At 41.5% G+C, this 14,644-nt stretch carries 15 protein-coding genes; 8 read left to right on the top strand and 7 right to left on the bottom strand.

What is annotated here, in order from left to right; translation table 11 throughout:
- Positions 1–32 precede the first annotated feature (32 nt).
- Positions 33–611: a hypothetical protein gene (locus MR764_RS13270; protein ID WP_247979911.1), complete on the top strand. Its 579-nt coding sequence runs from the start codon at positions 33–35 to the stop codon at positions 609–611.
- On the opposite strand, the gene MR764_RS13265 is transcribed toward MR764_RS13270, so the two are convergent.
- The 4 genes from MR764_RS13265 to MR764_RS13250 all read right to left on the bottom strand — a co-directional run bounded on the left by MR764_RS13265 (position 602) and on the right by MR764_RS13250 (position 4,278).
- Positions 602–1,321, bottom strand: coding sequence for a response regulator transcription factor (locus MR764_RS13265; protein WP_247979910.1), 720 nt, complete (start codon positions 1,319–1,321; stop codon positions 602–604). The two genes, MR764_RS13270 and MR764_RS13265, sit on opposite strands and share 10 nt — an antisense overlap.
- 76 nt (positions 1,322–1,397) lie before the next feature.
- Positions 1,398–2,435 carry a histidine kinase gene (locus tag MR764_RS13260; RefSeq protein WP_247979909.1) on the bottom strand — a complete coding sequence of 346 codons (1,038 nt, stop codon included), beginning with the start codon at positions 2,433–2,435 and terminating at the stop codon, positions 1,398–1,400.
- Positions 2,407–3,498 carry a histidine kinase gene (locus tag MR764_RS13255; protein ID WP_247979908.1) on the bottom strand — a complete coding sequence of 364 codons (1,092 nt, stop codon included), beginning with the start codon at positions 3,496–3,498 and terminating at the stop codon, positions 2,407–2,409. The genes MR764_RS13260 and MR764_RS13255 overlap by 29 nt, the downstream gene beginning before the upstream one ends.
- Positions 3,499–3,786: 288 nt before the next feature.
- On the bottom strand, positions 3,787–4,278 hold the full coding sequence (locus MR764_RS13250) for a hypothetical protein (protein WP_247979907.1): 492 nt from the start codon (positions 4,276–4,278) through the stop codon (positions 3,787–3,789).
- Positions 4,279–4,576: 298 nt separating this feature from the next.
- Between MR764_RS13250 and MR764_RS13245 the strand changes: the two genes are divergently transcribed.
- The 4 genes from MR764_RS13245 (at position 4,577) to MR764_RS13230 (ending at position 7,769) form a co-directional block, all read left to right on the top strand.
- Positions 4,577–5,047 (top strand): hypothetical protein, encoded by a 471-nt coding sequence (locus tag MR764_RS13245; RefSeq protein ID WP_247979906.1) that lies wholly within the window; start codon positions 4,577–4,579, stop codon positions 5,045–5,047.
- Positions 5,048–5,160: 113 nt separating this feature from the next.
- On the top strand, positions 5,161–5,643 hold the full coding sequence (locus tag MR764_RS13240; RefSeq protein WP_247979905.1) for a TspO/MBR family protein: 483 nt from the start codon (positions 5,161–5,163) through the stop codon (positions 5,641–5,643).
- Between the two features lie 4 nt (positions 5,644–5,647).
- Positions 5,648–6,928 (top strand): deoxyribodipyrimidine photo-lyase, encoded by a 1,281-nt coding sequence (locus MR764_RS13235; protein ID WP_247979904.1) that lies wholly within the window; start codon positions 5,648–5,650, stop codon positions 6,926–6,928.
- Between the two features lie 274 nt (positions 6,929–7,202).
- Positions 7,203–7,769, top strand: coding sequence for a phosphatase PAP2 family protein (locus MR764_RS13230; protein ID WP_247979903.1), 567 nt, complete (start codon positions 7,203–7,205; stop codon positions 7,767–7,769).
- Here the strand turns inward: MR764_RS13230 and MR764_RS13225 are convergent.
- From MR764_RS13225 to MR764_RS13215, 3 genes are all read right to left on the bottom strand, one after another.
- Positions 7,759–8,286 carry a dihydrofolate reductase family protein gene (locus MR764_RS13225; protein ID WP_247979902.1) on the bottom strand — a complete coding sequence of 176 codons (528 nt, stop codon included), beginning with the start codon at positions 8,284–8,286 and terminating at the stop codon, positions 7,759–7,761. The genes MR764_RS13230 and MR764_RS13225 overlap by 11 nt on opposite strands.
- A 98-nt stretch (positions 8,287–8,384) precedes the next feature.
- The gene (locus tag MR764_RS13220) at positions 8,385–9,437 is read right to left on the bottom strand and encodes a 2-oxoacid:ferredoxin oxidoreductase subunit beta (RefSeq protein WP_247979901.1); all 1,053 of its coding nucleotides are present in this window, start codon (positions 9,435–9,437) and stop codon (positions 8,385–8,387) included.
- A 2-nt stretch (positions 9,438–9,439) separates the two neighbouring features.
- A complete protein-coding gene (locus MR764_RS13215; RefSeq protein WP_247979900.1) occupies positions 9,440–11,278 on the bottom strand; it encodes a 2-oxoacid:acceptor oxidoreductase subunit alpha in 1,839 nt (612 codons plus the stop codon).
- 411 nt (positions 11,279–11,689) lie between these two features.
- On the opposite strand from MR764_RS13215, the gene MR764_RS13210 reads away from it, so the two are divergent.
- The 3 genes from MR764_RS13210 (at position 11,690) to MR764_RS13200 (ending at position 14,473) form a co-directional block, all read left to right on the top strand.
- The gene (locus MR764_RS13210) at positions 11,690–12,205 is read left to right on the top strand and encodes a gamma carbonic anhydrase family protein (protein WP_247979899.1); all 516 of its coding nucleotides are present in this window, start codon (positions 11,690–11,692) and stop codon (positions 12,203–12,205) included.
- A 239-nt stretch (positions 12,206–12,444) separates the two neighbouring features.
- Complete coding sequence (locus MR764_RS13205; RefSeq protein WP_247979898.1) at positions 12,445–13,344, top strand: sugar phosphate nucleotidyltransferase; 900 nt, start codon at positions 12,445–12,447, stop codon at positions 13,342–13,344.
- A gap of 40 nt (positions 13,345–13,384) precedes the next feature.
- A complete protein-coding gene (locus MR764_RS13200) occupies positions 13,385–14,473 on the top strand; it encodes an aminoglycoside phosphotransferase family protein (protein WP_247979897.1) in 1,089 nt (362 codons plus the stop codon).
- Positions 14,474–14,644: the final 171 nt, after the last annotated feature.

Genomic DNA, 14,644 nt, shown 5'->3' with positions numbered 1-14,644 from the left:
AAATTTATTGAATTGTTTTTAAAGCAATCGAAATGCAAAGCGAAATTCCGGAACCGATAACTTTTAATCCTTACAAGCATCATTTTCGCTTTCTGCTCGGGGAAATAAGAAACTGGAATACGCCGGAAACGATCAAAGAGAAATTACTCCCGATCGGAAACAACCTCACCGATTTTTACCTCGGGAAGCTGGATATAACGGAAATTTGCAGCGAATGCAAGGAATTCTTTACAAGCCAAAATCGTATAAGCTTTGAGTCGTTTTCACAATGGATGGGAGGTTCGGAATGGAAGAAAATCCGCTTGTCGGATGGCTCGGACTGGCTGATTAAAATGGGCGAACAAGAAAACCGATACATTCACCTTCATCCGGCAAAATTCTCGAAACATAGCATCCGGGTGCAAGCGACCACACTCAAAACCGTTCTCGCACTGGTGGCCACACAAACGCCCTTAAGCGTATCGCCTGGCATAAATCTGTCAGCCGTAAATCAACGAAGGGCAGAGATTCTTGATCTCTCCCCCATCAAAGCGCTTCATCCGGCAGACTCCGGCATTCTGAGACTCTGGAATATATTTGAAAATGCCAATACGAACAAGGTTTACCCCTGAACCTGCAAGGCTTCAATTACCGAATTTTTGTAGCTTCTCCCAATCGGAAGTTCCTTCCCCGGAACTTCAACACTGCTCGAGGTAAAAGCCTCAATACGCCCCAGTGAAACAATGTAGGATTTATGGATACGCATAAAACTGGTATCCGGAAGTTTTTCCGACATGTGATTCATGCTGCACTTGGTAATAATTTTGCGGCTATCGGTGTAAATCTGAACATATTCGCTCAAGCCTTCCACATACAAAATTTCGTTCAGATGTACTTTTACTACCTTCTTGTTTTCCTTCACATAAATATAAGCCTCTTCGGTAGTTGTATTTACCGACACTGGCTTTACATTTTGATTATCGTCGAGGTTAACCTGGTAATATTTGTTGATCGATTTCAGAAAGCGTTCAAAAGTGATGGGCTTTAACAGGAAATCGACTACATCAAGTTCAAAGCCATCGACTGCATACTCGCGATAGGCGGTAGTAATAATTACCTTCGGAGGATTTTTGAGGGTTCTCAGGAACTCAATGCCGGTAATCTGCGGCATTTGAATATCCATAAACATTAGATCGACATTGTGATTGTGGAGTTCGCGAAGCGCTTTCATGGCATCGCCGCATTCAGCTACAATCTCAAAATTTTCGAGTTTCTCGATGTGGCTTCGCACTAAGTCCCGCGCGAGAGGCTCATCATCGACAATGAGGCATTTCGTTTTCATGGTTGTAATGAATAGCTTTTGTTTTTCTGTTTTCTGTTACTTAATAAGTAGTTATTCTTGCAAATTGTTACAGATATCAAAAATAAATCTCGAGACTTATCTCCCTGAAATTGTCGTCAATGTTCTCAATCAGGCGATGTTTGCCCCGGAAGCGATAATTCAATCGGCGCTTTGTAATCTCCATGTTGTCATTACCTGTCACACAAAAACTGTCTTCGCTCCAAATGGTGAAAGAAAACAACAGGTATTTACGTTCCGCTTTTATAAGGACTGTTGTTTCGAAGAAATTGTTACATTCATAAACAATTTTTAACGAATCGTTGAGAAACGGAAGCAACAAAAGAGGAGGCACCACAAAGGGTTTCAGGTTTCCGTTGACTACAAAATTTATTTTTAGCCGCTCGCTTAATGCAAACCGGTGAATCTCCATAAACTCCTCCATCATTTTCACTTCCAGCTGCAGGGGAATCATCCCCTCCTTTCCTTCAAACAGAAAGCGGTTTAAAAATCCCGACAATTTTATAATCAGGTCTGGCGCTTTTTGGGAGTCTTCGGTAATCACCTTTTCCACCTCATCGATCAGCGAATAAACCAATTTGGGTTGCAACTGATATTGATAGATCTCCAGTTCTGTTTCGGTTTTTGATATCAACAGCTCTTCTTTCCTAATTTCTGAAAGGTACCACGAGCGTCCAACCTTTATCGCGAGGAAAACAAAAATGATGTAATGATTCCCCAAACCGCTGATCAAAATATTTTTGAGATTCAAATACCCCGGTGAAAATACTTTTGACGGATCGAAAACTTTAAACACAAGGTTATTACTGACCAACAGTTCGATCACTGAAAAAAGAACCAGGAGAGTAAATACAAGAATGACAAACGAGACATATTTTGGTTTGAAGAAAAACCGGGGAACCAGCCAGTAAGCAATCAGATAGGTATGTCCCATAAATACGGGAAGCGTGATCAGATAATACATCAACCACACAAAGTATTCGTGTGCCCGTTGGCCCAAACTCTGGATGACTACAAAGGCAGCAATCCAGATCAGCCAAAAAAGTGCATGAAGCAACACCTCTTTCTTATCGATATGTGCTAAGATTGATTTCAAGGTTCTTTTTCAATTCCAATTTTACACGAAACAATCGATCTTCACTGTGAATATCCAAATTGTACCCTTCTTTTCGGTACAACAAGGTAAGTCGTTTTTCCAGGCTTTTTAATCCGTGCCCGGCCCTGCTGTTCATTTCAAAGTCGCTAATGGCTTTGGGTTTACTGTTTTCGGTCATCAGCAAAACGTTGTTCCCTTCCGCTCTTACGGTAATCTCAATCCACGGAACTCCAGCATCGAGACTGCTACCATGTTTAAAGCAATTTTCGACCAACAAGAACAGTACCATTGGAGGAATACGAAGGTCGTCTATATTGCCATCCGTTTTCAAGGCCACTTTCAACCTTTTTCCGTACCGAAGTTTTTCGAGCTGAATATAGTTTTCGATCAAAGTAATTTCATCGTTCAGTGCAACAGAATCTTTCTGGCTTTCATCGATTATATATTTCAACACTAATTTGATGCGGTGAATCACTTCCTTTGTTTTCTCAGGATTCAAAAGCGAGAGCGCGTATAAATTATTGATGGTATTAAACAGGAAATGCGGATCGAACTGCGACTGCATTAGTTTTTGCTGCGCCTGCTTTCCCTCTTCCTCCAGTTCTTTGCGCAGGCGTTCGGCAAAAAGGTAATCTTTCACATACTTGGCAATACTCAGAACCGCCACAATGAAAGTCATGTCTTTGGCATTCATCACAATAAACCTCAGGTTCATCATCCCCGATTCAGGAACAGCTCCGGGAGAGATAGATGCATAAAAAATGGTCTCCGATACCACCAGTTTAAGCGCCGACAGTGCAATGCCAACCAATGCAAAAAACAGCATGAAATACAACACCTTACGCTTCAGCAGGTATTCCGGAATCAAAAGAAAAATGGTAATGTAGGCGTAAGAAAAAAAGAACAGTGCATTTATCAGGGTAACTTTTAACAAATTGAAATAAGATTCATGCGAATGCTGCATGCGAAGTACAAACGAAAACAACAGCACCATGGAAAGAAAGAACAGCAAATGCCGGCTTCCTCTATACCAAAATCGAGTATCGTACAACAACTTGTTCATTGGTTGCTCCGGTTTTTGTTTGTTTTGAAAATCCTTCGTCACCCTATATTCACTGAATAAAGATAAAAGTTTATTGATAACCCACACTTGATAAAGCTCATTCTGTTAACAGGTAAATGCGCGATAATTAAAAACCCTGTGCTTTAAGGCACAGGGTTCTCCCCACGAAAGAGTTCTCTCACTCTGTTCTATCTGTTACACATTTTGTTCCCATAAAAAACCCCGCCCTCTGGCGGGGTTCCTGTCATTTCATACTTCTATGAAAAAAATTGCGCTGTTTAAGTCTCTTTAAAAACTGGCAGAATATTCGTCATTTACCAGATCAGGGAAGTAGCATGCAATCAGTCCCAGGTAATCGTCGGTCGATTTAAGATTCTGACAAATAACCCGCTGAGCATAGTAGCCTACCCTGTTTAGTTTCATTTCCATTTCTTCTTTTGGAATTTCCTGGAAACGTTTTTCAATTTTCTTAACTCCGAAAACACCGTTCGTACAAGTATATTGAATTTCAAACTCGTCGTTACGAACAATAAAGGTTTTACATTTCTTTTCCTTCAATACGCCAATTCTAACAGGATTAGCGGTATTCTCGTAGTTCAGATCATAGGTTTCAAGAACTTGATTGTTGTATACGATTGGAGATTCAGAGTGTGTTATGGTATATTGCCCAAACTCACTTAATGAATTTCCGGTCATTGCCTTTCCATCCTTAATTTTTGCATTTACATTCATTCCAAGGAGGGCGACACAAATTGCGAAAAGAACCAGTTTTGCTTTCATGATGTTTCTGTTTAAATGTTTCATTGATCCAAATTTATGCAACACTCTGATGCCGCGCCACTTAATTCAGCAACCGACTATAGAAAGACTACAAACGGCATATTATATCCTGCAAACTTCATTCACCGTGATTATTGCAAAAAAGCGGACAAACGGTGTCGTTGGCAGTTGGTTTGCAGATCGAAATGCCTGATTCAGAATAAAATTCACTGATTTTGAAGAAGGACACGAAATAATTGAAAGGATAACTGCCTCCACCTTTGAGGAACGGTTTTTATTGATTTTCTTTGTTTTGATTATGGAAACAGCATCCGTCAGTCATATCCGAAAAGAATTAAAAAACCTTCCTCCCGAGGCTTTACAGGAAATTATTCTCCGACTGTCGAGGTTTAAGAAAGAAAACAAGGAGCTGCTGAGTTACCTCTTGTTTGAAGCCGATAATGAAGCCGAATACATCAGGCAGGTAAAACTGGAAGTAGATCTCGAATTTCGCAGCATGAACCGCAGCAGCTACTACCTGGCCAAAAAAACGCTTCGTAAAGTTTTAAAAACAACCAATAAGTACATCCGGTATTCAGCCCAAAAGGAAACCGAAATTGAACTGTTGCTGTACTTCTGCCAAAAAATGAAAGATTCGAAAATCAACTACAAAGCCAACCGCGTAGTCTTCAATCTCTACATCAACCAGGTGAAACGCATTCAAAAAGCAATTTCAGGTTTACACGAAGATCTTCAATTCGATTATCGGGAAGCGTTGGAAGCCTTGTAATTTTTGTTTATCTTTATTTGAAATAAAATAAACAAAATAATCGATTCCCTGTTATTTATAACAAAAATAAAATTGTAACCTTTCTTGTAATAATTCAAATAAACTAACAAGTCATGCAAAAAATAGCATCAATCAACCTTTTGGTAATCGCAGGTATTTTTCTGATTATAAACTTTTCAGCCCTGGGTTTGGGCAGTTACCTTATGTATAACGGTCCGGGATCGGATTGGTATCAAAATCTGAACAAAGCCCCGTGGACTCCTCCGGGCTGGGTGTTTGGAGCGGCCTGGACAAGCATTATGATTTGCTTTTCGGTTTTTATGGCCTTTTTATGGAAGCACGAAGCCAATAAATCGATGCTGATTGCTTTGTTTGTGCTGCAACTGGTCTTAAACATAAGCTGGTCGCCCGTATTTTTTTACTTTCACTTCGTTTTATCTGCATTGATCATTATTGTGGCGCTCACTCTACTGATCGGATTTTTCTTGTTTAAATACATGGGTGGATTAAACTGGAAATCGGTATTTGTGGTTCCGTATTTTGTTTGGTTGTTACTGGCAAGCTCTTTAAACGCTTATATCCTGGCTAATAATTAGAAAAATGAACGCTGTTTTCTGGTTTAGAAGAGATCTTCGGTTAGAGGACAATACAGCCCTCATAAAAGCGCTGGCAGGGAAATTAAAAGTAATCCCGCTTTTTATTTTCGATAGCAACATTCTGGAAGAGCTCCCCAAAGATGACGCAAGGCTAACTTTTATTTACGCGCAGTTGCAAAAAATAAATGCCCAACTCAAAGAAATCGGATCGGGTCTGCTTATCAAACAAGGGAATCCATCAGAAGTCTGGGAAGAAGTGATTCAGCAATTTCAGGTAAAGGAAGTTTACTTTAACAAGGATTACGAACCCTATGCCATTCGGCGCGATGAACAAGTAACTAATTTATTGTCATCGCAGAACATCTCCGTGTTCCCGTTTAAAGACCAGGTTATTTTCGAAGAAAGCGAAGTAATGAAACCTGATGGAGAATGTTATACCGTTTTTACGCCATATAAAAACAAATGGCTGCAGCACTTTACTACAGAAGGTTTGCCGTTGTTGCCAAAAACAGAATGGGCGAACTTCGAAAAGACCAACTTCGGTTTTCCTTCACTAAATGCTTTAGGATTTTCTGAAAGCTCCATTACGGTAAAAGACGTGAATTTTTCGGTACTCGAAAATTATGAGCAAACCCGTAATTTACCGGCACTGGAAGGCACATCAAACTTAAGTGTCCATCTTCGTTTTGGTACTGTTAGCATTCGTGAAATCGTCCGCAAAGTCGCCGACGAATTTCCGGTATTTTTGAACGAGCTTATCTGGCGGGAGTTTTTTATGCAGATCCTTTTTCATTACCCGAAAGTTGTCCACCAGAATTTTCGTTCGAAATACGATGGCATCCAATGGCGCAATAACGAAAAAGAATTTGAACGCTGGTGCGCGGGTGACACCGGTTATCCGATGGTGGATGCCGGCATGCGCGAATTAAACCAAACAGGCTACATGCACAACCGTGTTCGAATGGTTACCGCAAGTTTTTTGTGCAAGCATTTGCTGATCGACTGGCGCTGGGGAGAAACGTACTTCGCCAAAAAATTACTCGACTACGAATTGTCGTCGAACAACGGCAACTGGCAGTGGGCAGCAGGTACCGGCTGCGATGCCGCACCCTACTTCCGCGTTTTTAATCCTTCGGAACAGCAAAAGAAATTCGATCCGAAATTAAGTTACATAAAACACTGGATTCCGGAACTGGAAACGTTCAACTATCCACTGCCAATGGTCGAACACTCCTTTGCACGCAAGCGGGCTTTGGAAACCTACCAACGTGGCATCATTCAATAAACATCAGGTAATCAATCCAATATTTCATTTTAAAAAGCAAAATGAGTAGTATTGAGTTTTAATGTTGATTACAAATTAACACTTCAAAATGGTGAAAAGCACACTACTCTTTTTACTTTTCATTTCCACACATCTTGTAGCGCGGACAAATACCAGCCGGCCTGACTCGCTAAATACAACCCGCGATTTAAAATTCAAACCTGCTGCTGTAGTTCTCCCTTCTGCTCTCATAACATTTGGAATTGTCGGAATGGAAAGCCACTTTATTAAAAATATGAATTCTGAAGTACGCGAAGAACTAACCGAACACATCGATGAAAGACTAACTGTGGATGATTTTTCTCAATATGCTCCCTTTGTTTCGGTTTATGCCTTAAACTTCGCCGGCGTAAAAGGGAAAAACAATTTTAGAGACCGTACTACTATTCTTGCGACAGCCTACCTGTTGATGGGAACCAGTGTGAACATCTTAAAAAGCAGCACCAACAACCTTCGCCCCGATGAGTCTTCGCGCAATTCATTTCCCTCGGGCCACACGGCCACTGCTTTTATGGGAGCCGAATTTTTGTACCAGGAATACAAAGACGTATCGCTTTGGTACGGCATTGCCGGTTATACAATTGCTGCGGGCACCGGCTTCTTCCGGATGTACAATAACCGTCATTGGCTGACCGATATCGCCACCGGTGCCGGAATAGGAATTTTCAGCACAAAGATTGCCTATTGGGTTCATCCGTTTATTCGAAAAACACTTTTTAAAAGCAACGACAATAGTGCGGGAACGATAGTTCCCTATTACAACGGCGAACAAATGGGGATCGGAATGGCTTTTACTTTCTGACATACCTGGTCTGAACCACTTCATCGAGGTAAACCTCCGTTTTCAGCCGAGTAAACTCCAGCTGATCCGGAAGCTCTCCAAACAAAGGAATACCTCCACCTAAAACAACAGGTATGGTGGTAATAATCATTTCATCAATTAAATCATCGGCCAGAAAACGCTGAATCGTTTTTCCTCCGTCGATGTACAGATTTTCGTAACCTTTTTCTTGCAGAACATTGCAAATTTCATCCGGAGTACCAGCCAGTAATTCAACTTTTCCACGTAATTCCTCCGGAATCGTTTTTAGCGAACTACTCAATACAAAAACGAACTTTTCGTAGGGCCAGGGCATGTCAAATCCGAGAACAGTTTCAAAAGTTGCACGTCCCATCACAATGGCATCTATCCTTTCCATAAAAGCTTTATATCCCATATCAATCTGATCAGGGTTAGGAATACTGTTCAGCCATTCAATACCTCCGTTTTTGTCGGCAATAAATCCATCAATACTTTGGGCAATAAAAACATAATTCATAGCAAAAACTGTCTAATTGTTATCTAATTTTCTTCCCAAAAGATAAGAAAAAAGGCCCTGCCAACCGACAGAGCCTTCTATAATCATTTAAAACTTTTTTACGGACATTTGGGAGAAGAACCTTTCCCGTTTCCATTTCCGGTTACTTCCCAGGTATTTCCTGAACGAAGCAATTCATCCACGTTTTTGATTCTGCGTGTTTGCTGAACCTGTTTGATCTGGGCTTCCATCTCGGCATCGTAAACAGGAGCAGTAACGCTACGAATGATTCCAAAAGCTACAGGGAAATCCGGCAACTTCATATTAATCAAAGCCAGGTGCAAAGTAGGATCTTCTTCGTATGCATCATGAACCAGGATATCTGATTCTGTCACGCCGTTCTCACCTATTTTTACCACCTTCAATTTGCCTTTGTCGAAAATCAATCCTTTATCGTTTTCCTCACCAAACAGCATTGGTTTGCCATGCTCCAGAACCAACTGACGATCGGCACGATAATTCGGATCGGTAATGGCAGCGTGAATTCCATTGTTAAAAATCACACAGTTTTGCAGTACTTCCACAACCGAAGTTCCCTTGTGTTGTGCTGCACCCTCCAAAACCGACTGACTGAGTTTCAGGTTTCCATCAATGGAACGGGCAAAGAAAGTACCACGTGCACCCAATACCAGCTGTCCCGGGATAAACGGATCTTCAACAGTTCCGAAAGGTGAAGTTTTACTCACGAAACCACGGTCAGAAGTAGGCGAATATTGTCCTTTGGTCAACCCGTAAATTCGGTTATTGAAAACAACCACGTTAAGATCGAAATTTCGGCGAATCATATGAATAAAGTGGTTTCCGCCAATAGCCATTGAGTCACCATCGCCGGTAATTACCCAAACATTCAGTTCAGGATTGGCAGCTTTAACACCCGAAGCAACTGCAGTGGCACGTCCGTGAATCGTGTGAAAACCATAGGTACTCATGTAATACGGAAAACGTGAAGAACAACCAATTCCCGAGATTACGGCAAACTTTTCACGAGGAATGCCCATGCCTGCCATTGTACGTTGCACTGCATTTATGATGGCAAAGTCGCCACATCCGGCACACCAGCGTATCTCATTATCGCTTTTAAAATCTTTTATCGTATATTTCAAATCAGTCATGATTAATCCTCCAGCAATTTGTTGATACTCTCTTTCAGCTCACTCACTGTAAATGGCAAGCCCTTCACCTTGTTTGCCTGGAAATAGTTGAATCCGGGCATTTTATCGCGCAAATAACCGGCAAACTGCCCCAGGTTTAGTTCGCAAACGATAATCTTTTTGAAACGGCTGAAAACGTCTTTTGTATTTTTAGGAAGCGGTTTGATGTAGTTGAAATGAGCCAGGCTCACATCCTTACCCTCCAAACGCAACTGACGCACAGTGCTGATCAGGTGACCATATGTACCGCCCCAGCCTACAACCAAAATTTCGCCTTCTTCATCACCGCAAACTTCAAGATCGGGAACCAAATCCACCACGCGCTGAACTTTTTCCTCACGAATCTCGGTATTTACCTGGTGATTTTCAGGATCGTGACTAACTGTTCCCGTAATATTTTTCTCCAAGCCTCCAATGCGGTGTTCAAATCCCTTCATTCCGGGGAAAGCCCAATCGCGTGCCAGGGTATCTTTATCTCTGCTGTAAGGTTTGAATGTTTCAGCATCTTTTGCCACACGGGGAGTAATTGCAGGCAATTCTGCCATCGACGGGATCCTCCAGGGCTCACTTCCGTTCCCCAAAAATCCATCGGTTAAAAGAATAACCGGAACCATGCGTTCCAAAGCTATTTTAGACGCCATATAAGCATAGTAGAAACAATCAGAAGGCGTACTTGCCGCGAGGACCACTACCGGGCTTTCGCCGTTACGTCCGTATAATGCCTGCAAAAGATCCGACTGTTCAGTTTTTGTGGGTAATCCGGTCGACGGGCCACCACGCTGAACATTCACAATCACGAGTGGCAGTTCAGCCATAACTGCCAAACCGATAGCTTCCGATTTTAGCGCCAATCCGGGACCGGATGTTGTAGTAACCGCTAAATCGCCGGCAAATGCAGCACCGATCGCCGAAGCAATTCCTGCAATTTCATCTTCAGCCTGAAATGTTTTTACGCCCAGGTCTTTTCTCTCTGATAAAGCAGAAAGAATATCAGTGGCCGGAGTGATCGGATAAGACCCCAGAAACAATTCCAGTCCTGAACGTTCAGCGGCAGCCAGCAAGCCCCATGCTGTTGCATGGTTACCATTTATATTACGGTAAGTTCCGTTTTCAATTTCTGCAGGATGCACCAGGTAAGTAGGTGTCATGTGTTGCATGTTCATGCCGTAGTTGTACCCGTCGTGCAATACCTTGATGTTCGACTCTACCACTACGGGTTTTTTCTTGAACTTGGAACGAATAAATTCGTCGACAAACTCAAGCGGACGATTAAACATCCAGCAAACCAAACCTAAAGCAAACATGTTCTTGCTTCGGAGTACACTCTTGTTATCCAACCCGAATTCCTTCAATCCCTCCTGGGTTAACGTAGTAATCGGAACGGCGATTTTAAAATAATCTTCCAAACCAAGTTCGGTGAAAGGATCGTCGGTTTTAAAATTCGCCTTGGTCAGATTCTTTTCGGTAAAGGAATCCGAATCATAAATAATGGTTGCACCCGGCATCATAAAACGGGCATTTGCTTTAATAGCAGCCGGATTCATGGCCACCAGCACATGAGCATAATCGCCCGGTGTATTTATTTGTTTGTGCCCAAACTGTACCTGAAATCCGGAAACACCGCCAACAGTTCCCTGCGGTGCACGAATTTCCGACGGATAGTCGGGAAAGGTTGAAATATCATTTCCAAGAAGCGCTGTAGCATCTGAGAACAAGGTTCCCGTTAGCTGCATCCCGTCTCCGGAATCCCCCGAGAACCGTATCGCAACTTCCTCCAGTTCAATTACTTTCGTCTCTTTCATCGTTAATAAAATTGCTTTTGATTTAAGGTATCAGAATATCACGAAGCTGATTAAAATAGCGGCTATTTTGAATGACAGCCTTTGCATATTCTTTATTTTTAGTTCTATATCCAGCTCAATTTACTAATGTTTCGGATGTCTTCAAATCTCTTTTTTAACACCTCTTGTATCAAATGACACCACCAGCAAACCACACCATTTTCAATTATACACTTTCTACTCCTACTTTCAGTCATATCATAAAAAAAACGACTCCAAAACTAATAAATCATAATTTCAGAACCGATTTTGCTGATGGTCGACTATTTAAATACAAACAAATGTAATCATTATTTAACAAGTTAATGATGACATATGCGATAGTTTTAGGGTTTTCGTATTTTTGCATTCTATTTAAATTCAATACAGATAATGGCATTAATTAAAGGACTAAACGGAAAAAATCCAAAGTTTGGGAAGGACTGTTTTTTAGCAGAAACAGCCACCATAATTGGAGACGTAGAAATAGGCGATAATTGTAGCATATGGTACAATGCAGTTTTACGGGGCGACGTTCACTCCATAAAAATTGGGAACAACACCAATATCCAGGATAACGCAACGATACACGCTACCTATCAAAAATCGCCGACCAATATCGGCAATAATGTCACCATTGCGCATGGAGCGATTATACACGGATGCACCTTGCACGACGACATTATGATTGGGATGAATGCTGTTGTTCTCGACAACGCAGTGATCGAAAGCAACTCGATTGTAGCTGCGGGCTCGGTGGTCACCAAGGGTACCATTGTGGAATCGGGCAGCGTTTATGCTGGTATTCCGGCAAAAAAGGTAAAAGACATCAGTCCGGAACTCTTGCACGGCGAGGTAAACAGGATTGCAAACGCATATAGTATGTACGCAAGCTGGTACAAAGAATAACAGCAAATTGAGAATACAAAAAAATCAAACAGAGTCCTCATTTGTAAATATTAGCGCAACAAAGACAATTCTTTTTAATTTTTTTAAAATCATTGTGCGAAATATTTTTTAGTTTGAAGAACTTTTTATTTTTTCGTGGTGTGTTATTCATATCTGCGAAATCCCTTTCGATTTTAACTCGTACAGAAGCTAAAACAGATGGCGAAAAAAGATAATGAATTACTTATATAAAAATAAAAATGAAACCAACGCTTTTAATTCTTGCTGCCGGAATGGGCAGTCGTTTTGGAGGTCTTAAACAGGTTGAGCCTGTAGGACCCAATGGTGAAGCAATTATCGATTACACGATTTATGATGCTATTCGTGCCGGCTTTGGCAAAGTAGTGTTTATCATCAGGGAAAGTTTTGCCGATGCCTTTAAAGAAAAGTTTAATGAAAAACTGAAAGGCAAAATCGAAGTCGATTATGTGTACCAGGAATTGGACATGCTGCCCGAAGGTTTCACCTTACCCGAAGGCAGGGAAAAACCCTGGGGAACCGCACATGCCATTTTAGTAGCAAGAGATGTAGTTAAAGAACCGTTTTGCGCACTGAATGCCGACGATTTTTACGGAAAGAATGCCTATAAAGTAATGGCCGACTTCCTGACTTCGTCAACAAACGATTCGGAATATTCGATGGTGGGCTACCAGTTAAATAACACCTTGTCTGATCACGGATCAGTTTCACGTGGTATTTGCGAAGTGGATGCCGATAACAATCTTCAGAAAATTGTAGAAACAACAAAAATCTTCAAAAAAGGAGATGCTGCCTACTCGGTAGAAGAAGATGGTTCGGAAAAACCGCTTACCGGAAAAGAAAGCGCTTCGATGAACATCTGGGGATTTAAACCCTCTGTTTTCAATACGCTGGAAGGACGATTTGTGAATTTCCTGAAAACTGAAATTTCAAAACCAAAATCGGAAATGTTTATTCCGTCGGTAGTGTTTGATATGATCAGCGACGGAGAATGCAGCGTTAAAGTATTGGAAGCCGATTCACCATGGTTTGGTGTTACCTATAAAGAAGACAAACCGCTGGTGGTGGCCAAAATCAACCGCTTAATTGAAGCCGGAGACTACCCCGAAAAACTTTGGTAATAAAAAAGTTACAACGATAAATCAATAAAAGATATCATTAATGAATTATGACCTAACCGCAATTGCGCGGAATTTCGAACTGGAAGGAGAAATTCGCGAAGTAAAACCACTTGGAGAAGGTTTTATCAACGACACTTTCATCATTGAAACCGTTGGCGATGCACCTAACTACATTCTTCAGCGTAAGAATAAAAACATCTTCTCGCCTATTCCGGCGATGATGGACAACATTCAGAAAGTTTGTTTACACATTAAAAAGAAAGTGGAACAAGCTGGCGGCGATCCCATGCGGGAAGCCATGACCATTATTCCGGCTACAGACGGGAAATTGTATTATCTCGACAGCGAAGAAGAGTATTGGGCGGTTTGCATGTTTATTGATGATACCATTGCTTACGAGGCTGCAGAAACACCCGAACTTGCCTACGCAGGTGGAAAAGGGATTGGTAAATTCCAGTCGCTGGTGGCCGATCTGAAAGAACCGCTGGTAAATATTCTTCCGGGATTTCATGACATTCGCTACCGCTTTAAACAGTGGGACGAAGTATTAAGCAAAGACCCGGTGGGAAGAAAAGCCCAGGTAGCAGAAGAAATCTCCTGGATTGAAGACCGCAAGGAAGAAATGTTGAATTTCTGGAAAATGGTGGAAGACGGAACCATTCCGACTCGAATCAGCCACAACGATACAAAAATCAACAATATTCTTTTTAACAAAAAAGGAGATGTGCTTTGTGTTATCGACCTCGATACCGTTTTAAGCAGCACCGTTTTGAATGATTTTGGCGATGCGATGCGTTTCTATACCAACACCGGTTTGGAAGACGATGTAAACCTTGACAATGTGTCGATGGACCTTGAAATTTACAAGGCTTTTGCCAAAGGTTACCTCGAAGAAGCAGCTTCGTTCCTTACTGAAAAAGAACGGGAATACCTTGCTTTCTCGGCCAAATACATCACCTACGAGCAGGTTCTTCGTTTCCTGATGGATTATATCGACGGCGACAATTACTACAAAGTAAAATCGCCCGAGCATAACCTGATCCGGACACGCGCCCAGTACAAACTCCTGCAAAGCATGGAAGAACAGTACGAGCAAATGAAACAGGCTGTCACTGAATTTGCAGTATAAAAAATAGAAAGCCATTCGTTTACGGATGGCTTTTTTATTTTTTAATAATGTCTCGTCCTGAAATAGCGTTACACAAAAAGTAGCGTTATGAAAGAAATCAATCATTCACAGTACGTTAAGCGTACACAGAAGGACTATTCGATGTCCTTTAAATTGCAAGTTGTCACTGAG

The organism is Maribellus sp. YY47 (assembly GCF_023111095.1).
Lineage (GTDB): Bacteria > Bacteroidota > Bacteroidia > Bacteroidales > Prolixibacteraceae > Draconibacterium.
Note: the sequence above shows the minus strand (reverse complement) of the source record. Positions and strands in the feature narration are given on the sequence as shown.

What these genes read in the sequence shown, in the direction of transcription:
- MR764_RS13240 (WP_247979905.1), top strand. Translation starts at nt 5,161, where the DNA reads ATGCAAAAAATAGCATCAATCAACCTTTTGGTAATCGCAGGTATTTTT.
- MR764_RS13250 (WP_247979907.1), bottom strand. Translation starts at nt 4,278, where the DNA reads ATGAAAGCAAAACTGGTTCTTTTCGCAATTTGTGTCGCCCTCCTTGGA.
- MR764_RS13230 (WP_247979903.1), top strand. Translation starts at nt 7,203, where the DNA reads ATGAATTCTGAAGTACGCGAAGAACTAACCGAACACATCGATGAAAGA.
- MR764_RS13265 (WP_247979910.1), bottom strand. Translation starts at nt 1,321, where the DNA reads ATGAAAACGAAATGCCTCATTGTCGATGATGAGCCTCTCGCGCGGGAC.
- MR764_RS13200 (WP_247979897.1), top strand. Translation starts at nt 13,385, where the DNA reads ATGAATTATGACCTAACCGCAATTGCGCGGAATTTCGAACTGGAAGGA.
- MR764_RS13245 (WP_247979906.1), top strand. Translation starts at nt 4,577, where the DNA reads ATGGAAACAGCATCCGTCAGTCATATCCGAAAAGAATTAAAAAACCTT.
- MR764_RS13270 (WP_247979911.1), top strand. Translation starts at nt 33, where the DNA reads ATGCAAAGCGAAATTCCGGAACCGATAACTTTTAATCCTTACAAGCAT.
- MR764_RS13225 (WP_247979902.1), bottom strand. Translation starts at nt 8,286, where the DNA reads ATGAATTATGTTTTTATTGCCCAAAGTATTGATGGATTTATTGCCGAC.
- MR764_RS13220 (WP_247979901.1), bottom strand. Translation starts at nt 9,437, where the DNA reads ATGACTGATTTGAAATATACGATAAAAGATTTTAAAAGCGATAATGAG.
- MR764_RS13215 (WP_247979900.1), bottom strand. Translation starts at nt 11,278, where the DNA reads ATGAAAGAGACGAAAGTAATTGAACTGGAGGAAGTTGCGATACGGTTC.
- MR764_RS13205 (WP_247979898.1), top strand. Translation starts at nt 12,445, where the DNA reads ATGAAACCAACGCTTTTAATTCTTGCTGCCGGAATGGGCAGTCGTTTT.
- MR764_RS13235 (WP_247979904.1), top strand. Translation starts at nt 5,648, where the DNA reads ATGAACGCTGTTTTCTGGTTTAGAAGAGATCTTCGGTTAGAGGACAAT.
- MR764_RS13255 (WP_247979908.1), bottom strand. Translation starts at nt 3,498, where the DNA reads ATGAACAAGTTGTTGTACGATACTCGATTTTGGTATAGAGGAAGCCGG.
- MR764_RS13210 (WP_247979899.1), top strand. Translation starts at nt 11,690, where the DNA reads ATGGCATTAATTAAAGGACTAAACGGAAAAAATCCAAAGTTTGGGAAG.